Origin of the sequence: uncultured Cohaesibacter sp. (assembly GCF_963556055.3) — a bacterium.
Lineage (GTDB): Bacteria > Pseudomonadota > Alphaproteobacteria > Rhizobiales > Cohaesibacteraceae > Cohaesibacter.
Window position 1 is genome coordinate 111,494 of sequence record NZ_CAUVYE020000021.1, and the last position, 20,371, is coordinate 131,864.

General features: G+C 54.0%; 18 protein-coding genes. 10 read left to right on the top strand and 8 right to left on the bottom strand.

All coding sequences use genetic code 11. The features are described 5' to 3' along the window. The first annotated feature begins 56 nt into the window (after window positions 1-56). The gene (locus ACHZB8_RS14760) at window positions 57-1,238 is read left to right on the top strand and encodes an MFS transporter (RefSeq protein WP_316861434.1); all 1,182 of its coding nucleotides are present in this window, start codon (window positions 57-59) and stop codon (window positions 1,236-1,238) included. 537 nt (window positions 1,239-1,775) lie between these two features. Here the strand turns inward: ACHZB8_RS14760 and ACHZB8_RS14765 are convergent. Next, the gene (locus ACHZB8_RS14765) at window positions 1,776-2,810 is read right to left on the bottom strand and encodes a Fe(3+) ABC transporter substrate-binding protein (protein WP_316861436.1); all 1,035 of its coding nucleotides are present in this window, start codon (window positions 2,808-2,810) and stop codon (window positions 1,776-1,778) included. Window positions 2,811-3,370: 560 nt separating this feature from the next. Between ACHZB8_RS14765 and ACHZB8_RS14770 the strand changes: the two genes are divergently transcribed. From ACHZB8_RS14770 to ACHZB8_RS14785, 4 genes are all read left to right on the top strand, one after another. Continuing rightward, on the top strand, window positions 3,371-3,979 hold the full coding sequence (locus tag ACHZB8_RS14770) for an HD family hydrolase (RefSeq protein ID WP_316861437.1): 609 nt from the start codon (window positions 3,371-3,373) through the stop codon (window positions 3,977-3,979). A gap of 229 nt (window positions 3,980-4,208) precedes the next feature. Further along, window positions 4,209-4,715 carry a tyrosine protein phosphatase gene (locus ACHZB8_RS14775; RefSeq protein ID WP_316861438.1) on the top strand — a complete coding sequence of 169 codons (507 nt, stop codon included), beginning with the start codon at window positions 4,209-4,211 and terminating at the stop codon, window positions 4,713-4,715. A 258-nt stretch (window positions 4,716-4,973) separates the two neighbouring features. Next, a complete protein-coding gene (locus tag ACHZB8_RS14780; RefSeq protein WP_316861591.1) occupies window positions 4,974-6,026 on the top strand; it encodes an NAD regulator in 1,053 nt (350 codons plus the stop codon). Further along, window positions 6,023-6,718, top strand: a complete 696-nt coding sequence (locus tag ACHZB8_RS14785) for a ribonuclease HII (protein WP_316861440.1) — start codon at window positions 6,023-6,025, stop codon at window positions 6,716-6,718. The genes ACHZB8_RS14780 and ACHZB8_RS14785 overlap by 4 nt, the downstream gene beginning before the upstream one ends. Before the next feature lie 87 nt (window positions 6,719-6,805). Here ACHZB8_RS14785 and ACHZB8_RS14790 read toward each other — a convergent pair whose 3' ends face one another. Beyond that, window positions 6,806-8,779, bottom strand: coding sequence for a DUF2207 family protein (locus ACHZB8_RS14790; RefSeq protein WP_316861442.1), 1,974 nt, complete (start codon window positions 8,777-8,779; stop codon window positions 6,806-6,808). Window positions 8,780-8,837: 58 nt separating this feature from the next. Continuing rightward, on the bottom strand, window positions 8,838-9,398 hold the full coding sequence (locus ACHZB8_RS14795) for a LemA family protein (RefSeq protein WP_316861593.1): 561 nt from the start codon (window positions 9,396-9,398) through the stop codon (window positions 8,838-8,840). A 225-nt stretch (window positions 9,399-9,623) separates the two neighbouring features. Between ACHZB8_RS14795 and ACHZB8_RS14800 the strand changes: the two genes are divergently transcribed. Further along, window positions 9,624-10,688 (top strand): ChaN family lipoprotein, encoded by a 1,065-nt coding sequence (locus ACHZB8_RS14800; protein ID WP_316861444.1) that lies wholly within the window; start codon window positions 9,624-9,626, stop codon window positions 10,686-10,688. A gap of 249 nt (window positions 10,689-10,937) precedes the next feature. Further along, a complete protein-coding gene (locus ACHZB8_RS14805) occupies window positions 10,938-12,146 on the top strand; it encodes a FecR domain-containing protein (RefSeq protein ID WP_316861446.1) in 1,209 nt (402 codons plus the stop codon). Between the two features lie 132 nt (window positions 12,147-12,278). Here ACHZB8_RS14805 and ACHZB8_RS14810 read toward each other — a convergent pair whose 3' ends face one another. Both ACHZB8_RS14810 and ACHZB8_RS14815 read right to left on the bottom strand, forming a co-directional pair. Continuing rightward, entirely contained in the window at window positions 12,279-13,226 is a 948-nt protein-coding gene (locus ACHZB8_RS14810) for a glycine--tRNA ligase subunit alpha (protein ID WP_316861447.1), read from the bottom strand. A 657-nt stretch (window positions 13,227-13,883) separates the two neighbouring features. Then, window positions 13,884-15,182, bottom strand: a complete 1,299-nt coding sequence (locus ACHZB8_RS14815) for a DUF4041 domain-containing protein (protein ID WP_316861448.1) — start codon at window positions 15,180-15,182, stop codon at window positions 13,884-13,886. Window positions 15,183-15,392: 210 nt separating this feature from the next. On the opposite strand from ACHZB8_RS14815, the gene ACHZB8_RS14820 reads away from it, so the two are divergent. From ACHZB8_RS14820 to moaB, 3 genes are all read left to right on the top strand, one after another. Next, a complete protein-coding gene (locus ACHZB8_RS14820) occupies window positions 15,393-15,758 on the top strand; it encodes a hypothetical protein (protein ID WP_316861449.1) in 366 nt (121 codons plus the stop codon). A gap of 707 nt (window positions 15,759-16,465) precedes the next feature. Further along, window positions 16,466-17,086: a YitT family protein gene (locus tag ACHZB8_RS14825; RefSeq protein ID WP_316861451.1), complete on the top strand. Its 621-nt coding sequence runs from the start codon at window positions 16,466-16,468 to the stop codon at window positions 17,084-17,086. A 148-nt stretch (window positions 17,087-17,234) separates the two neighbouring features. Next, window positions 17,235-17,777, top strand: a complete 543-nt coding sequence (gene moaB / locus ACHZB8_RS14830; RefSeq protein WP_316861595.1) for a molybdenum cofactor biosynthesis protein B — start codon at window positions 17,235-17,237, stop codon at window positions 17,775-17,777. 96 nt (window positions 17,778-17,873) lie between these two features. Here moaB and ACHZB8_RS14835 read toward each other — a convergent pair whose 3' ends face one another. From ACHZB8_RS14835 to ACHZB8_RS14845, 3 genes are all read right to left on the bottom strand, one after another. Further along, window positions 17,874-18,224, bottom strand: a complete 351-nt coding sequence (locus tag ACHZB8_RS14835; protein WP_316861452.1) for a hypothetical protein — start codon at window positions 18,222-18,224, stop codon at window positions 17,874-17,876. 181 nt (window positions 18,225-18,405) lie between these two features. After that, on the bottom strand, window positions 18,406-19,242 hold the full coding sequence (locus ACHZB8_RS14840) for a folate-binding protein (protein ID WP_316861454.1): 837 nt from the start codon (window positions 19,240-19,242) through the stop codon (window positions 18,406-18,408). Between the two features lie 184 nt (window positions 19,243-19,426). Then, window positions 19,427-20,284 carry a TIGR01459 family HAD-type hydrolase gene (locus tag ACHZB8_RS14845; protein ID WP_316861456.1) on the bottom strand — a complete coding sequence of 286 codons (858 nt, stop codon included), beginning with the start codon at window positions 20,282-20,284 and terminating at the stop codon, window positions 19,427-19,429. Window positions 20,285-20,371: the final 87 nt, after the last annotated feature.

A 20,371-nucleotide genomic window follows, 5' to 3' on the forward strand; every position in this document is an offset into this window, starting at 1 on the left:
CGCTCACACTCGCGTTGGCAACAACGCGTGAGCGTCTTTATGAAATACCCCCCACAATGCCCAACCAATATCTCGTTCTTGTCATGGTCTTTACAGGCTCGTTTGCCAATGCGGCAACGATGCCTTTCATTGGTTTGTTCATCATTGAGGATCTGAACCGGTCACCGCTGATGATCAGTGTCTTTTCCGTTCTGGCGACAACCATGACCATTCTGGCGAACCGCTATGTCGGACAGGGCATCGACAATGGGTGGGACATCAGGCGACTGCTCATGGTGTCGATCCTGTCCTATCTGGTCGCCATGGGCTCCTTGCTGATCTACACCAGCTACTGGACGCTGATCACGATCTATGCGCTGTGCCTTGCCATTGCCAACACGGCTCCGGGAACAATCCTGAGCTTTGCCCGTTTCTATTCGGATCAGAACAAGCTCGATACGGCAAAATTCAATTCCCGGGTAAGAGCCATGATGTCGCTGGCCTGGATGATCGCCCCAGCCCTTTGCTTTGCGCTTGCCGGTATTCTTGGCCATATGATTGTCTTCCAGTTGGCTTTTGCCGTTGGCTGTCTGTGGTTGCTGGCCTGGTTCATAACCTTCCGCCAGCCCTTCCGGCGCACATGGACGTCCAATGCCTCCCTTGCTCGAAATGAACAGGTTCACAACTTCAATTTCCCGCTCATGGCGGCCACGATTGCCTGCTTTTTCATCTCCCTTGGCAATGCGCTGGCGCTCGCCTCCTCTCCCTTGTTCCTGATCAAGGAGGCCCACCTGCCAGAAGTGGCACCGGGCTTGTCACTCACGGTCAAATGCTTCTTCGAGGTCATCATCATCCTTGGAACACCGAAACTGCTGAAGCGGTTCGGATCGCGCAATGCGATGATTCTGGCAGGATTTCTGGGGGTGGTCTGCTACTGCTATCTTTCGACGGTCAGCAGCATGGCAGAGATGGTGCTTGCGGCAGCCATTGAGGGAACCTATTTCGGCATTTTCGCCGCCGTCTCCATCACGTTCATGCAGTCATTCGCGCGCGGTTTCATCGGCAACGCCATGTCGCTCTACACGAACAGCATGGCGCTTTCCGGCCTGTTTGGTGGCTCGATCATGGGGATCATCGCCAGCATCAGCGATTATCGCACGGCGGTTCTGTCTTCAAGCGTGGCATTGATTGCGGCGATCATCACACTGGTGGTGACGCGGGGAACAGATCGTCAGTCCGAAGAGCAGCCCGCCTCGTAACCCCTTCATCCCAATTGCAAAGACATAAAAAAGAGTGCCACGGCGTGGAGACCGCCGTGGCACTCACATAAATGCAGTTCGGTGGGTGAATGATGCGGAAAGGGACCAGCTTTCTGCACTTGATCAACCGTCTGCCTTATGTTCGAGGTCTGCATTCTTGTCTTGCCGGGTCAAAACCGTTATGCATAAGACCGCTTCTATCAATGACATTCCGGAGAGAAGGGACCAGCTTCGTCTCCCAGTCATCGACTGCAGAACCTTCTGTTGCACCGATCATTGAGCCACGCGAGAGGACCAGAATCGCGTTTGTCTTTGATCAGTGCGGCATTGGCGAAGAATGACCCGCTGGAACAGGCAGTAGGACCAGTACTGCGTGACCAAATTGAACCCGGGGGACGGGCCAATTGTGGGTCTTCTTCGTCCAATCTCTTTCCTCCCCTTCTGCCCTCTTGCAAGGTGCCTTCCGGAGAGATGCCCGCCCGGTTGGCTCAATTGCAACCGAAGGGCCTGACTTTGTTTTACGAGGGGCCTTTGCCCCTATCGCGCTCCGGCATCGAAATCGACGATATCGACCAATTCCGAAGCCTTTTGCCGCGCGTCGGCAATTTTCCCCAATGCCACGGCATCCGGCGTCAGACTGCCCCAGCTCTTGACCAGCTCTGAGGGCTCGATATCCTGTCGCACAGGATATTCGAAATTGCCTTCTGCATAGATTTGCTGCGCTTTGGCCGAGGAGAGAAATTCCATCAACTTGATGGCATTGTCCTTGTTTGGCGCATATTTGGTAAGCATCATGCCAGAGATATTGACATGCGTGCCGCGATCCTTGCTGTTGGGAAACAGGATGCGCACCGACTTGGCCCATTCCTTCTGTTCGGGCTCTTTGTCGTTGGTTTGCATCTTGCCCATATAATAGGTATTGCCCAGCGCGATATCACACTCTCCGGCATAGACGGCCTTGACCTGGGCGCGATCATCGCCAGTGGGGCGGCGCGCCAGATTGGCCTTGACGCCTTCCAGCCAGGTCTTTGTGGCTTCTTCACCGTCATTCACGATCATCGAAGCGATGAGCCCGATGGTGTAATCATGTTGGCCTGAGCGGGTGCAAATCCGCCCCTTCCATTTCGGATCGGCGAGATCCTCATAGGTGATTTCCGTGTCCGCGACACGCTCGTTCGACGCATAGACAACGCGGGCGCGGGTTGTCAGACCAAACCATTGATCCGTTTCATCACGAAACCGGGCCGGAATATTCTGATGCAGGATTTCGGAAGAAACGGGCTGCGCGATGCCCTGATTTTTGGCCGCCTGCAAACGTCCGACATCGGTGCTGAGCAAAAGATCGGCGGGAGAAAACTCCCCTTCGGCCTTGATGCGTGTCTCAAGACCCTTTTTCGCAAAAATCAAATTGGTGCGAATGCCGGTTTCCTCAGTGAAAGCCTGCAAGAGCGGCTCGATCAGGAAGGGCTGCCGATAGGAATAGATATTCACTTCGCTTGCGGCATGAGACGCAAGGGACGAGGACATCAACAAGGCGGCGGCTGTCATTGACAAGCCAAGTCGTCTTCTCATTTCATTCTCCAAAGTTGGGTTCAAGGCCCAAATCGGCGGCAATTTCGCTCTCAGCGAGAGCGTCTCCTCCATACCAGAGGTTTTGATTGAGATGCAGATTGATGCGAACGCTTCTCAAAGTCAATGCAAATCCCACGTGAAAACAACGCGTTAACGATGAACAAAAAGCAAATTTTCTTAGAATGATTCAAAACACAGTCGGTAAGCCGCTTTAATTGTTGTATTTAAACCTCAAAAAATAGAATCAAAAAGCCAAACCATTTATTGTTGAAAAAAAATCTCATCTTTTTCATTGGTCGATTGCCTGGTGAAGAAGGCCCTGTTTCATAAATTTGTTCATATATTCGGATATTAGAAATCTACAAGTCAGATCGGGGGAAGCATTTGCCGCAGACATTCGGCTTCCGGCACCCTGCGATGAAGCGCGGCATTGCTCACAAATCGCCAGTGTGATCAAGAGCCTGATCGGCATTGGTGACAAAGTGCCTCTCATCGTGGATTCGCGATGTTATTTTGCGCTCCAGTGCGCTAAACGAAACGCGAGAAGAATGGAGACACTCATGGCTTTGAAACCGGACATGCCAAGAGCCTGGCAAAGAATGCTGTCAGGTCGACGGCTCGATCTGCTCGACCCCTCGCCGCTCGATATCGAAATCGAGGATATCGCGCACGGCCTGGCGCGGGTGGCCCGCTGGAATGGGCAGACGCTCGGGGAACATCCCTTTTCCGTTGCGCAACACAGCCTGATCGTCGAAATGATTCTCAAGCACACCTATCCCGACATGACGGCTTCCAGTTTGCTGCCGGCACTGCTGCATGACGGGGCGGAATATGTGATCGGTGACATGATTTCTCCCTTCAAGTCGGCTATCGGACAGGATTACAAGCGAATCGAAGAACGCCTTGAGGCAGCGATCCATATCCGGTTTGGTCTGTCGCCTCGCCTGAGCAGCCAACTCAAGCGCAAGATCAAGCAGGCAGACAGGATCTCTGCCTATTTCGAAGCAATCCATCTGGCCGGTTTTGCACAAGAGGAAGCCTTGCAGCTGTTTGGTGCACCCAACGGAGCTGAAACGTTACCACTGCCGATAAAGCCTTGGAGCACACAGCAGGCTCAGGATGCATTTCTGGAGCGCTTTCATCAACTCTTCGCGCAACTGGATGCGTAGCCGCAACGGGCGAAACATCTTCAAAGGCACCTTGCCGGGGCAATCGCAGAGGGATTGTTCATTGGTCTTGCGGGGCAGTCCTTTCGACCAAAGAGGTAGCATCATGGACAAGCGGAACAGATGCTTTGCTGCTACTCTTTGACCACTCGGGCCGGGCCTTTCGGTCCCCAAGCAGGAACCGGATGAAACCGGTTCCCATGATAACGAAATAAAGGAACGGTGTTGCAGCATGCTCTATGTTTGCCCACTTGCAAAACTCGATCAAGTCGTGGAGCGTGTTCAGGCGTCCTACCTTGTCAGCGTGGTCAATCCCGAAATGGAAGTTCGGCGGCCCAGACGAATCGCGAAAGACAATCATCTTTTTCTCGGCCTCAATGATATTGGCGTCAGCATGCCGGGCTTCAAACTGAGCAGCGAGCAGCAGGTCAGGATCCTCATTGACTTCTTTCTGAAATGGGACAAGGCCGAACCCATGGTGGTGCATTGCTGGGCCGGGGTGAGCCGGTCCACTGCCTCGGCCTATATTGCCGCCTGTGCCTTGCGACCCGATCTTGACGAAATGCAGCTCGCGCGAGATCTGCGCGAGGCATCGCCCCCTGCGACACCGAACAAGCGGCTGGTGGAATTGGCAGACCGGATTTTGCAAAGAGACGGAAGAATGATCGAAGCGATCAGCAGCATCGGCCGGGGTGTCGATTGCTATGAAGGCAATGTCTTTGCCATGCCACATATCTGAGCGCTCTCTTTTCCTTCTCGTGCCGCTCCTTTTCATGCGGCATTGTCGTCTTGCGGTGTCAGGGGCCATTCCAGACCACTGGCCTCAAAGCCGTTGCGAGGAAGGCCAAACCGGTCGAGGCAGTATGCCTTGTCTGCTCAAAGCCGGTTTTCCATTGCCTTGCAAAGGATTATAGTTCTGGCGAGCCGAGGCCAGAATCAGGGCCGTATCCCTTCATGATTTGACAGGTGCCCCTTGCAAGAGAGTTCCCCGTCCGAAATGCCGCGCCCGATTTCCATCGGCCTCAATGCCGCGATCATCGCGATCCGTGATCTCAGCCCGGTCATTCTTGAGGTTCGGCTGCCCGGCATGGCACAGCAACGGGCATCGCAGCCAAGCCCGACAAGTCCCTATGCGGCGGATGCCGACCTGGCCGCCCTGCCGTTCGGACCGTTCGAGCCGCGACGCCATCGCACGCTGGAAATGGGCCTGCGCAGTTGGGTGAAGCAACTGACCGGCCTCAGACTGGGATATGTCGAACAACTCTATACCTTCGGTGATCGCGGACGTCGGCTGGAGAGCGATGAGAGCGAGCCCCATGAAGTTTCCATCGGCTATCTTGCCCTGACCCAGCTAAGAGAGCATGCCGATGGCGGGGCCGAAGCGCAATTGTCGGAACTTGGCTGGGGCTGGCGCAGCTGGTACAGCCACTTCCCTTGGGAAGACTGGCGTGCAGACCGCCCTGCCCTGCTCGACGAGCAGATCATCCCGGCCCTTGAGCAATGGGCCAGGGATGCACCTGATGATGGCAACAAGCCGCTTAGTCCGAAACAGAGGCTCCGCCTGTCTTTCGGCATCGATGGTCCGGTCTGGGATGAGGAGCGCGTGCTGGAGCGTTATGAACTGCTCTATGAGGCGGGCCTCGTGACCGAGCATTACAAGGATCGCGGCCTTGCGCCAGACCCTGCCAAACCGCTTTTCGGACAGCCCATGCAGATGGATCACCGGCGCATATTGGCAACAGCCATTTCCCGCCTGCGCAGCAAGCTGAAATATCGCCCGGTGGTGTTCGAGCTGTTGCCCCAGAGCTTCACCCTCACACAGTTGCAGGAGACGGTCGAGGCGATTTCGGGCCAGCATCTGCACAAGCAGAATTTCCGTCGTCTGGTCGAGCAAGGCCAGTTGGTGGAACCAACAGGGGCCAGTTCCACCAGCACGGGCGGACGTCCGGCCAAGCTCTATCGCTTTCGGCGCTCGGTACAGGTTGAGCGTCCGGCTCCGGGATTGCGATTTGGCAGCGTCGGACCAGTCGGAAAAGAGACAAGCCAATGAGTGCCAGAAAGACATCCGGCAAATCCACCGGCAAGGACGCCAACAGACAGGGCTCGCTGTTTGAAGACAGGCAGATGGGGCCGGACTTCGCACTGGAAAGCGAAGCCATGGCCCGCTTTGCCGGACCGGTTGCGGGCGTTGACGAGGTGGGGCGCGGACCGCTTGCCGGTCCTGTCGTCACCGCCGCAGTTATCCTCGATCCGAACGCGATCCCGGAGGGACTTGATGATTCCAAGAAACTCACGCAAGCCAGGCGGGAAATGCTGTTCGATGTCATTTGCCAGACGGCGCACGTCTGTGTTGCCTCGGCCTCGCCCCGTCAGATCGATGCGCTGAATATTCGCGGGGCAACCCTGTGGGCGATGTCGCGGGCCTTGCGAGGTCTTGCCATCGAGCCCGCCTATGCGCTGTTTGACGGCAGGGATGTGGCTCCCGGAGCCCCTTGTCCGGGCCGGTCCGTGATCAAGGGGGATAGCCGGTCTGTCTCCATTGCCGCCGCGTCAATCGTTGCCAAGGTGACGCGGGATCACTTGATGATGCGGATCGGGCGCGCCTTTCCCGGATATGGCTTTGAACAGCATATGGGGTATGGCACCCGGCTACATCTGGAAGCGCTGGACCGGCTCGGGGTCTGCCCCCATCACAGACGCAGCTTTCGCCCCGTCTCGGACCGCCTTTCCCATCAGGGATAAGGCAGGATAGGCGGGAGTGACGTTCCGGCAAATGAAAAGGGACGGCTCTTCCCGTCCCGTCCCGTTGATCTCCATTGCCGAGGCACTTCACCAGCCGCCGCCGCCACCACCGCCGCCGCCACCGCCAGACATGCCACCACCGAAGGAACCCGAACTCTGGGTTGCCGGAGGGGTCATGGCGCTGGACAGGTCCGTACCAATGGTCTCGGTGATATGGGCCAGCGACTGGGTTGGTCGCATCGGGTCAAAATGGCCGACATACCAATGGGGATGATATTGCTGATCGGGAGGCAGTTGGGAGAAGACTTTCTCTTCAAAAATCCTTGACCATTTCCGCTCAACTCCAAGCGCGATGGCATAGGGCAGAAGATCCTCATAAAGCTTGGGCGTCAATTCCGGCATGCCCGCAGCTTCGGCCTGCTGGGCATTTTGCGCGGCTGTCACCGTCATGAACATTTTCAGCCCCTCGATCTCGTCAAGCATTTCCCTGCCGAGCTTGGTCGGAGCTTTCATCCAGTCGGAAAAGAAGGCGAGGCCAAGCACCATGAGGATGATGACAATCACGGCAAGGATATTTGTGACCCCGAGACTGTCATTGAGGGAAATTTCGCTTGAGACGATGGCTCCCAGGAAAACAATCACCATGAAGGGAACAAAGCTCAATTTTCCCAGACGGAAGCCGGTTCCCTTGCCTCGCGCGGCGTTGACAAGCCTGATCACAAGCAACAGAAAACCGCTAATGACCGCAGCGGACACCAACTCGAAGAAGGGAAAGGTGAAGGGCGAGGCGAAGCCGACCGAAAGAACGATGAAACCGAGGATACCAAGAAAGGCCAGAATGAAACCTGGCACCAGATAGGCGGTGTTGCGGCGGAAATAGACCTGATCGGTTTCACGCTCAACCGCCCCCGTGAAGGCTCGCATGATCCGCGCCATGGTGTTGAATTGCATGTCGGAGAACCGAACAGAATCGCTGCCACGCATCAGCGTTGCAAACAGGGCCTTCTCACCGGCGGGAAGCCCTTCACTCCAGGCGCTGCTCTCGCGCCGGACCGTCATGTCACTCTTGCGCCCCTTTCCCTCAACAAAGGAAACAAAGCCCTTGATGGCAAGGTCGACCAACGCCGCCATGAAAGAGGTCTGGCTGCTTTTCTGGAAAGACCCCAGCCCGGTGACATAAGATGCAACCGCGGGGGACACATGTGCGGGAGGATGGAAACGCGGAAAGATCGCGCCGCCTTCGGGATCGCGTCCGACCTTGCGCCATGCGCTGTAAAGCCATGCCAACTGGGCGAGCGCCGCAAGGATCAGCACCATGATCGGGCTGTTGTCGACGAATTTGTTCCAGGCCTGCTCAACCTCACTGGGAGCCTCGACAATGCCTTTTTGCCAGGCAACGGCAATGGTGATGCCCTCACCGGATGGAAGCGAATGATTGGATCGAATGGTCACCTCACCGGCTGATTTTTCAACCAACTGATAATTGTCACCCTTCTGGCCCGCTCTGCCGGTATAAACCGAATAGTCCTTGATCTCAGCTCCGTCGGGAAGGCGCACAGTGACCTTTGCCTGATCGATCCCAACGGCCCATTCGTCACCGATGGCGTTCCAGTAGATTTCATCGTAATTCTCAAAAAAACCGATGGAATCTTCTACTGAATAATGGATTTCATAACGATGCCGCTGGTGGGGAAGAAAAATATTGGCGTCCCCGATGCGGATGCGGAAATAGCGCCCATCATGGCTGGTCTGATAGGGCTCATCTTGCCCATTGCGCTTGATGGCGTGGATTTTGGGGCTCAGATTTTCGACCGAGCCGTCCCGAGAGCGATAAATGACGGGAATGTCGCGCAACAGCCCGCGCTGGAAAATGTTACCTTCGACCTCGACCTCGATATATTCGGAAATGTCGACATGACGGTCCTTGTGGACCGAAATGACAACCTGATAGTCCGTGATACGCTCGTAAGCTGCGGCTTCCAGCACGCCCAAGACGAGCATGCAGACCGCAAAAATACCGGTCAGAATTGCTTTTCCGGTTCCACTGCGAGACTGCATCATTCCTGTCCTCTGCTCTTTTTCCTGTTATTGTTTGTGATCGTTTGCCTCAGGGCCCTTTTCAGAACTGGACTTTGGGCACCACGCGGTCTTCTTCATCATAGAGTTCGAAATAATCTTTCTTCGCATAGGAGAAGAAACCAGCCACGATGTTGGACGGGAACTGGTCAATCATGACGTTGAGGTTCCGTACCGTTCCGTTGTAATAGCGACGCGAGAGCTGGATATCATCCTCGACGCTGGAGAGTTGCTTTTGCAGATTCTGGAACCCCTCATTGGCCTTGAGATCGGGATATCTTTCCGCAACAGCCATCAGATTGACGAGCGCCTTCGAGAGATTGCCCTCGGCCTGAGAGCGTTCTGCGGCCCCGCCGGATGCTGCATTTGAGGCCCTTGCCCGCATTTCGGTGACCTTTTCAAGCGTTTCGCGCTCGTGGCTCATATAGCCTTTGACAGATTCCACCAGATTGGGGATGAGATTGGCGCGGCGTTTGAGCTGCACGTCAATTCCGGACCAACCTTCATTGACCATCTGCCGTGTCTTGGCCAGCTTGTTGTAGATGGATATGGCATACAAGCCCAGAACAACGACGATTCCGAGCAGGACCCAACTGAACAGCATGTTTTCTTCTCCCCTTTTTCCAGACCGTTTTCCCACGTGATCGGTCTTCAGAATGGAGATTACCGGAGCCAGATCAAAGTGCAAGCCTGAGTTTGTCACCTGATGCATTATTCCTGGACACCTCCCATGGTCCAATTGTAGCAGCGCAGTTCCTTGCTGCGGGGCTCATCCAAATGCCATATGATGCCGCATCGCCCCGCAAGAGATGGTCAAGGAGACCCAGAAATGCGCTCACAATGCAATTTTCGCTCGATCTTCCTCCCCATGGCGCCCCTATATGTTGCATTCATTGTGGCTATTGGTGCCTTTGTCCCCTTGCATATGGCCAAAACCGAACAGGACCATATACCGATGTTGCTCCATGACCATCCGCTCGCCGAGACGATTTGGCGCACCTCAGACGCTGCGCCCGCTACGATTCAAGAGATTGAAACAGCCCTTGAATCCGCCGAGATGATCCTTTTGGGCGAGAAGCATGACAATCCGCGTCACCATCTTTTGCAGGCAAAGATGCTGGACGGTATCGGCCAGTGGAGCAACAGGGCGCATGTGATTTTCGAAATGCTTGAACCGGGCCAGAGCAAGGTCCTTGATGAGGTCAATGCCGGACGGGCAAAGCCCCTTGCAGGAGAGAATGGTGCTGCGGGATCCGCCGCCGAGATGCTTGATGCCAGGCTCGCGGCTCTTGGCGAGGCTCTCGAATGGGAGGAACGCGGCTGGCCGGACTGGGCGATCTATCAGCCGATCTTCAGACAGGCCCTCAGCCATTCGATGGTGTTGGGGGCTGGCAATCCTGACCGCAAGACCTTGATGGATGTCGGACGCGGGTCTCAGCTTTCCGACGGACTTCTTGATGATCTGCGCTGGGACCAGACCTATAGCGAGGCACAAAGGGAGGATCTTGTCGATGAGCTGGTCGAGGCCCATTGCGGCATGATCGGTCGGGACGCGGTGTCGCCCATGGTTTCAATGCAACGCTTCAAGGATGCGCACATGGCACGCGCCATGCGACGGGCACAGAGAGAAAGCGATGTCGTCATTCTGATCGCGGGCAACGGGCATGTTCGCAAGGACAGAGGGGTGCCGATTTTTCTGGATCGGCCCGAAAAACAGCTGCGCATTGCCTTTGTGGAAGTGGTTCGCGGAGAGGAGAACGCCCGCGCCTATCCAGCTTTTGGCCCGGCGCTTTATGATTATATCTGGTTTACACCAAGGGTCGATGAAGAGGACCCTTGCGAACGTTTCCGCGCTCAATTGAAAGCCATGAAAGACAAAAATGACCGCCCTTGAGGCACTATAATTTTGACATTGTCACAACAATCAATGTTTTAAATACTTAATTAAGCAATGTCTTTGAAAAGGCTAGAGAAATCATCACATCCGATCAAAAAGTCGTCAATATTTAACTTTTCCATCCGTATAAATTGCGACATGCAGCAAAGGTTGCAAGTGAATTCATAAGAAGTAGATAGACCTCTTGTTTTCATTTGAGTGTTGATAATGAAAACAATGTGAAAGGTTTGAAGGAAGGAAGAGCATATGTGGCGCGTTGCTCTGATGGTGTTGTCGTTATTTCTGTTTACTGGAAAACCGATAGCGCAAACAACGAATAGCTGGCTTGTCCAGAAAATCACCGGCACAGCCTATATCGCGGAAAAGGGCGAGAAGGCCATTCTCGTCAAAAAGGGATCTGTTCTCAATCCCGGCCAGACGCTTTCCACTCAGGCAAGGACCCGCCTGCTGCTTCAGCGCGGGGAGGAACGCATTCAGGTGGGCCCAGGGGCCATCATGGCGATCCCGCCAGCCAAATATATCAAGCCGGGCAAGACCTTGATCCTACAGCAGAGTGGCCGTTTGCAGCTTTCTGTCAACAAACAGAATGTGCAGCATTTTGCGGTCAAAACCCCTTATCTGACGGCGGTCGTCAAGGGAACCGTTTTCACTGTTGCGGTTGGGGGCAGCAGTTCCGAAGTCAGCGTTTCGTCTGGCCGGGTGGAGGTTTCCAACGGTGAGACCGGCAATACCACGGAAATCACCCGCGGGCAGAAAGCAAGTGTCAAGAAAGCGGCCAACGGAACGACGAAACTGTCGGTGCAGGCAAAGGGCAAGAAACCCGCAATCCGCAAGCTGAAATCCAAGGTGACCAAGCCCAATTTCTACGCGACCGTCACTGTCAATGGCAAGAAAACGGCCCTTCAGCCGGGATCTGCCAAAAAGACAGCCCCGATCGCCCAGGTCAAGGCGGCTGTAACCGCGTCAGGTCAGAGCAACGGCAATGCGAACGGCAAGTCGGCCAATAGCAAGGCGTCGCTCAACAGCGCATCTTCGTCGGGTGGCAAGTCTTCTGAATCCAACTCGGAACAGAGCGCAAAGGTGAAGACAAGCAATGCGGGAGGCAAGTCTGCCAAGAAAGCCGCAATCTCCAATTCAAGCTCTAGCTCTAGCTCCAACTCCAGTACATCCACGGCAACCGCTTCAAGCACGGTCACATCCAGCGCAATTGCCGCGGCCCTTGCCAGCGCAAGCAGCAGCAATAAAAGCAATGCTCTGGTGGCGCTCTCCAATTCGAACGCCAGCTCTGTCGCCATCGCCAATGCCATTGCGAGACTGACCAGCAGCACCAGCTCAACCGTGACATCAAGTCCGGGCAACAGCAACGGGGCTGGCAACTCTGAAAACAGCAATGCCAGCGCCAAAGCGCGCAGCAAAAGCAAAAGTGACGATAACGAGGAAGAAGAAGAAGACTGACGATCAGCCTTCTCGGTTCGACACATAAAAAACCGGCATGGAGGGTTCCAATGCCGGTTTTTTGCTGTCTTGTGGGGTGTCGTTCCCCGTTTTCAGAGAGAGCAGCACCTTGCCAGGAGCGGGAGGCTCCCGTCAGCCTTCCCAGCCCAGACCACCGGCCTTGGTTTTGAGGAAGGCTTCGCCGCAGGCTTTTGCCAGTTCGCGCACCCGCAGAATATAGCTCTGACGCTCGGTCACCGAGATCACGCCGCGTGCGTCCAGAAGATTGAAGGTGTGGGACGCCTTGATGCACTGGTCATAGGCGGGAAATACACAATAATGCAGGCCCGCTTCCGCGCCAGCCTTCTCGCCCTGTTCCAGCAGAGCGCGGCACTCGGCCTCGGCATCTGCAAAGTGGCGGAACAGCATTTCGGTGTTGGCATATTCGAAATTGTGACGCGAATATTCCTGTTCGGTTTGCAGGAACACATCACCATAGGTGATCCGCTCGGCCCCATCACGACCGTTGAAATTGAGATCATAAACATTGTCGACGCCCTGCACATACATCGCAAGGCGCTCAAGGCCGTATGTCAGCTCACCGGCAACCGGGGCGCATTCAATACCAGCCACCTGCTGGAAGTAGGTGAACTGTGAAACTTCCATGCCATCGCACCAGCATTCCCAGCCAAGCCCCCAGGATCCGGTGGTGGGGTTTTCCCAGTCGTCTTCCACAAAACGGACATCATGGACAGAGCTGTCAATGCCAATCGCGGCAAGGGAGCCGAGATAGAGATCCTGCAAGTCTTTCGGGCTCGGCTTCAGCAGCACCTGAAACTGATAGTAATGTTGCAGTCGGTTGGGGTTTTCACCGTAGCGGCCATCGGTGGGACGACGGGAGGGCTGCACATAGGCAACATTCCAGGGGCGAGGCCCCAGCGCCCTGAGGGTCGTCGAAGGATGAAGCGTACCGGCGCCGACTTCCATGTCATAGGGCTGAAGAACTGCGCAGCCGTAATCGGCCCAATAATTCTGCAAGGCCAGAATCATACCCTGGAAAGAGCGTTTCGGCTGCATGTGGGGGGCAAGAATGTCGGTCATTTTTCTAAAGCATCTCGTCTTGGAGCAATTCCGGCGCTCAGATTTGAAGCGCGAGGAACGGAACTGATTGTTCAAATGGTACGGTCTGTTGTTGCCTCACCCGACAAGGGCAAGACAAGGACTGCGAGCGGCCACGTCTCGGGCCATGAAACCCGAAGGCTCGCCGCGGACCCTAATGCAATCGGGATCATAAGAAAAGCCGGATTTTTCCTTGTTTCCATGATCAGCGCAATATGTACTGCGAACAGTTTTTCTGAAACAGTGCCATGTGGATTGTCAAGACACTACATGAGCTACACGGTCACGGTCCGATTTCAGGGACCATTCCTCTGTCATCGTTGGCAAATGATGACTGAGTGTACCAACTGCCCGGATCGCTCCAAGAGCCCAAAACCAGACATCCGCTTCAGACCATCAGACGCATCAAAACGACTAACGGCTGTAATACGCATTGATAAAAAAGGAGGGGGAGCCAAGGTTATGAGCTTTCCAAGCCACCTCCAGAACACGACACGCATGGAGGCTGCTGCCTTTTTTCAAATGACCTGAACGCAAAAAGGACTCACTGTTCCTCTGTTTCGAGGACTGCGAAGAACTACAATCTTATTAAATAAGAAAGTCCGCATATGGCGACCTTCTTGTCTACCCCTTACATATTCATTGGGACTGCATGTATTCCATTGATGGGGCATCTATCTTGAAAGGAGTTCCCGGAACTCTTTCTTCAATCGCCTCTTTGATCGGGTCGAGCCCAATCCTAAAAAATTCTTTCCTGTTGTTAACCCGGTTGACGCGATATTGTGCGAACTCATGGTGAAGTTCTTTCTCCAGCTTAGGAGCATCATCAGAAAAAATCATAGCGTGAACATCGAACGGGAAAGGAACGGAAGCGTCTCCAAGTTCTTTTACGCGGTCCAGAGGCTCCAGTCTGCGTGTCATTCCGATTTTAACAACACCGGCACCAAAGGCGCCTTTATTGCTAATAACATAGACATGGCCAATCCTTGTTTGTTCTGCCATTGAGAGCAGACGGCCTTTTTGATGCATGGTTTCGGCCAGCTCTGCCTCAATTGCTGAAATTTCTTCTTCCAATGCCGCCCTGTGCTCACCACTGGCAATTTCAAGCCTTTTTCGCGCTTCGGCCAAAGCTTGTTGCTTTTCTCGCTCTATCTTTTCCTGCCTTTTCATTTCAGCAGCAATTTCGCGTTGGGCCTTAGCTTCTTCCCTCTCAAGTTCTCTTTGTTCGCGAAGCCGTTCCTTGTCTTCTTCTTTTTTCAGTGCCTGTTCGTTGACTAAATCAACTTGTTTTAGCTTCAAAGCAATAAATTGCGGCTGGATACAGATGGTCAAACCGCTATTTAGGTCATTCAGTATCTCCGCCACCCTTTGGATTTTTTCTTTTGTTTTGCTCGCATTTCTCCAGGTAACCTTGCTAATCAATAAATCCGCTTCATTATTGAATGCCCGTAGAGTGAGCCGAATGGCTCTGTTGACCATGGTTTTCCCATCTTTTCTTGAGCCATGAACCTCCCAGTCTGTAGAACAAACAACCGCAATCTTTTGTCGAATCAGTTCCTTTTGTTCCTCTTTATTCAGCTTGATGGCCATGACATAGGCGGCACTGTCTTCAAGCGAAAACTCTGGAGCAGAATAACCATTCAAATATAATTCGTACTCATTTTCCAGACCGTTCAAATCTTCTTTTATTTTCTGAAGTTCATCCTTAACACGATTAACTTCTGCGATTACTTCCCTTCGTTCTTGTTCTTTTTTAACGACCTCTTTTTGTGCCTGCTCAACTTGTTCATTAATGGAAAGCAAAGGATCCAGCATTTGCTTTAGTTTAGCTATTTTTTTGTTTCTTCTCCTAAGCTTAACAATTGCAGCTATCAGGATTGCCGGAACAACAATAAAAAATAGAAACAATAAGACTAGAATTACGGCATCTTCTGACATGGGGACCTCACTGTTTTCGGTAGCGCATCTACGCTATTACAACCGTCAATTATTGTGGAGTCGTTTTTAGAAGAAGAAGGATATACCGCTACTGGCTACGGAATGAGTTTGAAGAATGATCAGGACTGAGTTAAAAAAGGCCGACAGTGGCGATCTTGATTTGTTCCGTCTTCGAAGATCTAGCTACTCACGAACAGAGGTTCTATTGATATGCGCATCGCTTTTGCCTCTCTGTTTATATTGATTTCCTCACAAGTCTTTGCCGCAGATTCTTGCGCATGTCCGTTTTCCTTTTTAGTAGAAAAGGTAGAAACGAGTAAAATCGATCCAGACTATTCAAGAGTTTTGCTCTCTGTGAAAAACGGCACTAGCTATGTCAGAACCATCTCTTTCCAATGTCAGCTAGAAAACAAAGATGGTTTCACTTGGTCGGGAGAGGGTAATGCAAGAAACCTCAAGCCTAGGGAAGTTCGAAAAGTGACCATCGTTGCTGAAAACTCAGATCAGTATCGAAATCCAATCTCAGCAAGGTGTGCGGTAGGAAGCTTCGATAGTGGTCATGTTACGTTTGAATAGAAAAGCCTCCCTTCGCTTCTCCGTTTCCTTCTCCGCCATAGCACCTCTTTTTGTCTTGTACCTCGTGGACATTCAGTACATCAAACAGCGTGGCCCAACCTTTCAGATCGCGCAGCGGGCCGATCTCACCAAGAATTGACCTCCAAAGCCACATATTGAGGTTTGGTGTGTTTCTTTTTGGTCCGGGCAAGCTTTCAGCAAGGCTCTTATTGGCCCCTTTATGGCAACAAGTATCATCTCTTTGTTGCCAATATGAATACATAATGAACAAGGAACTCAGATCTTGTTCAGATGCTCTAGTTTATAAGCCTTCCACATTGGACACGGGCGATGCGGCTTTGGCCCGTTCCAGCAAAAACATCAGAAAAGTAATTTATCCTTTTCGGTACGGCTGGACTTGGCTTTGCCTGGTTCGCCGAACCGACGATCCGTCTTTGACACCGAATGCCAGAGCGGCAAGTCCGGTCTCCCCAAGACCGGCTTGCATCATGCTTGGGCATTCAGGGATGAGCCATCCTTTGTCCCCCAAACTCCCGATGGTTTTTCGAAGACGGATCGCTCTGTTTTTGCCGATTGCAGTGCCTCGCGCCTGCGGGCCTTGGAAGTCTTTTTGCGCATTTATGAAATTTCCCAATTAGAACTGGCGTATGGGCCTCGGGTTCTGTACATGCTGCTGTGAGCCAGCCCCAAACCGGAAGCATGAATGCATGAGTGATCAGCCAGCCATCAATGACAGTGATAGACACAGTCTGCTTGAAGACCTTCAGGGCCTTGCCTTTGGCGTATTCACCTGCGCGCTTGGTATGGTGTTTCTGACCCAGTTGGGTTTTCTGACAGGCCAGACTGCCGGGCTCGCGCTGTTGATTTCCTACATTTCAGGTGTCGACTTCGGCACGATGTTCTTTCTGGTCAACATTCCATTCTACTGGTTCACCTATCATCGCATGGGACTGCGTTTCACAATCAAGTCGGTGCTATGTGTGGTGGCCCTTTCCGTCACCATGAAGTGGCTGCCACCGCTGATCCAGTTTGACCATCTCGATCCGCTGGCGGGCATGCTGGCTTTCGGCACCAGCTGCGGCGCGGGGCTACTGGCCATTATCCGTCACGAGGGAAGCCTTGGCGGAGCCGGGGCCATGGCGGTTACCATTCAGGAATTTACCGGTTTCAAGGCAGGCTATGCCCAGCAATTGCTGGATCTGGTCATTTTCGGTTCGGCTCTGTTCTATTTCCCATGGCAGATTGTTGCCTGGTCGATATTCGGCTCGGTCATCGTCAACGCCATCATTGCCATCAATCATCGTCGAGACCGCTATATCGGACGATAGGCTTGTGTTTACACCTGCAAGGCGCTGGCATTCCGTTCCGCCCCATGCACATGGCCCATACACATGACCATGCACATGGCCCATGCTTGACAAGGCCCCGGAAACAGGCTTTGCTTTGGCTTTCCCCTCCTTTGCGGACGTCAAGACCATGACCCAAATCGATGCCGGGGCCCCTCGCCCCTTTGTGCCTGTAAAATTTGCCATTCTGACCGTCTCGGACAGTCGCCAGCAGGAGGATGACCGGTCTGGCACCATTCTGGTCGAGCGGTTGCTCGCCGCCGGACATATCTTGAGCGACCGGGCCATTGTCAAGGACGACCGGCAAGCCATTCAGGCGCAGGCAAAGGCGTGGATCGCAGATGACACTATTCAGGTGATCATCTCGACCGGCGGAACGGGTTTCACCGGACGCGATATCACACCGGAAGCGATGTCGCCGCTGTTCGACAAACATATGGATGGTTTTTCATGGCTGTTTCATAAAATCTCGTTCGAAAAAATCGGCACCACGACCATTCAGTCCCGCGCCACCGCCGGGCTCGCTGGCACGACCTTCATTTTCTGCATTCCAGGCTCTCCGGGTGCCTGCAAGGACGCATGGGACGGAATTTTCGAGCCGCAGTTCGACTATCGGCACATGCCAAGCAATTTCGTGGAATTGATGCCGCGGCTTGACGAGCATCTCAAATAGGGGGGGATCGGTCTTGCGCGGGCGCCTCGCCTGGCGCTCCGGCATCAGTCTTTCGCGTCGCAGGAAATGAATTGAAAAGGCTGGTCTCGGGTTTGATCAGGCAACCTTGCGCAGGGCTGCGCCCATGCGGCGGATCGCATCGATATCGCCTGGAACCTTGTCGATTTCCGGGAAATGCTCGCACAGAGCGGAAGTCATTGCCACGAAATAGCCGTCTATCTGTTCGTCTTCGCAGTCATCCTGACTCTTCAAGTCTCGCAACATGCCAAGAGCATCGATGATGTTCTGACAATCCGTATAGCAGGGAGATCCGGATTGCGCGCTCCAGGACAGTTTCACATAGGCGGCGAAATAGGCGCCTGAATGATTGCCTTCAAACAACTGCAATTTAGCATAATTTGCGATGTCTGCGACCAAACTGTCCAGTACCAATAACTCTGCTGACATCTTCTGTCCCCTAATGTCCCCGCTTGGGATCTTTGTATAGAATTAACATTAACAAAGGCTTACGAGGGAAATCGGTAGGGGGTCGGCAGTCGGGTTCAGGAAAAGCAAAATGCCCGACATGACCACTCATGCCGGGCAACTTGGTATTTTTGACAGGTTCTGGTTTTGGACCCTAACTCCCTCAAAAATCGGCATAATCGGGAACAATAACCGACAACTCCAGATCGTTAGCCCGTATTGGACAACCAGCTCCCTTTGCTGCCAAAACCCGGTCAATACGCAGGATGGCAAGGGCTTGATGCCCGACAACCGCGCCAAGAGTCCCGATCGGCTTGCCATCTGCAAGGATCACTGTGCCGGTTGCCGGCATCGGGCTGTTGGCCTCAACGCGCACCAGCCTGCGTCGCGCGGTTCCGCGATGTTGCATGCGGGAGACAACTTCCTGACCGACATAGCAGCCTTTGTCAAAATCAAGCCCTCCCAGATAGTCCATATTGATATCATGCGGGAAGCTGTCATTGAGCTGGAAATCGAGCCCGGCCTGGGCCACCACCGCATCAATATGCCGCTTGAGATAGGCCTCTGCCAGATCGCCATCTGCCAGCCAGCCTGCCCCATCGGCATAGAGCCGTGTGCCCAGCAGGTCCGAGCGCATATCCTTGAACGCACTGTCCGGCGCTTTTGCCTCGTCTTTGTCGGACGACAGCAGCACACCAACCGCTTCATCGCTCTGCTCGATGACCACTTTGGAGCGCATGCGATAGAGCATCATTTTCTTCATGAAGGCGTCGGCAATGCCCTTGTCGAGATCAAACCGAAAGCCCGCCCCGGTACGCGAGATCAGGAAATCCATCGATATCTTGCCCTGTGGCGTCAGGAGAGCACCATAATGGGCCTGCCCTTCCTTCAGATCGTCGAGATCCGTGGTGATCAGCCTTTGCAAAAAGCGCTCGGCCTCCTCCCCCGACATAAGCACCACGGAACGGTCATCAAGAAGAAGGATCGGCAGATTTGGCATGGCATTATTCCAATGGCTCGGAAGCATGGCGACCGGCAGGGGCCGGTCTCTGTGTTTTTCCCATATATGAACACATATATTGGGCTGCAAGGGCCCTGTTTGCGTGCACGAGCCCTGTTCCGAGCGCAACTGACCAAGCGCACTGCTTTTGCGTGATGATCAGAACGATGCCCGCACCACGGCTTTACCAGGCCAGACGTGTCATGAAGCCGATGCTTTCCACATCTTCATGGGTCAGGCGCAAGGTCACGCGCTCATCGTCAGGATCATGGGTAGGCCCGAAATCCTCGGCATGGATGCCGGACGTGATGAACAGGGCATCAATCTTCTGATAGTGCGCGCCCCGCATGTCGGTCGGCAGGGAGTCGCCGACGATCAGCATGTCCGACTTGTCGACGGGGGCTCCGTTGGCCTTGTTCAGTTCGGCAATGGCAGCCTTGTAGATCGGAGCTTCAGGCTTGCCCACAAAGGTGGGCTCTCCGCCATAGGCTTCGAACCGGTCCGCCAGAGATCCTGCGCAATAGACCAGCTTTCCGCCCCGGTCCACGATGCGGTCCGGGTTGGCGCAAACAAAGGGCAAGTCCCGTTGGGCCAGCCGTTTGAGCAGCTCATCATAATCGTCAGGCGTTTGGATGGTGTCGTCCAGCAGGCCCGTGCAAGAGACCATTTCTGCCTCGTCTTCCCCGACCAGATGCAAGTCCAGCCCTTCATAGAGGGGAAAATCCCGCTCCGGCCCGATATGCAACACCTTCGTCTTGCCTGTATCAAGAAGCGCCTTGCGGGACACATCGCCCGAGGTGACGACCGCGTCGTAGCAATCCCGAGGGACTTTAAGACGGTCCAACTGCTCACAGATCGAGCCTGAAGGACGTGGCGCATTGGTGAGCAATATCACCGGACCATAGTCCTTGCGAAACCGGGTGAGGGAGTCGACAGCGCAAATGTCGAACGCAACTCCATTGTGCAGAACACCCCAGATGTCGGACAAAATTCCTTTGTAGTTCGGCGCAATGGCAGACAGGCCTGCTAGGCGGGAAGTCATGGCGATCCTTTTACTTGATGTGACGCCAAACGAGAGCGTTTCCCATTCGCGTCAGCTTCACATGAATGCTCCGTGGAGGGCCCCTTG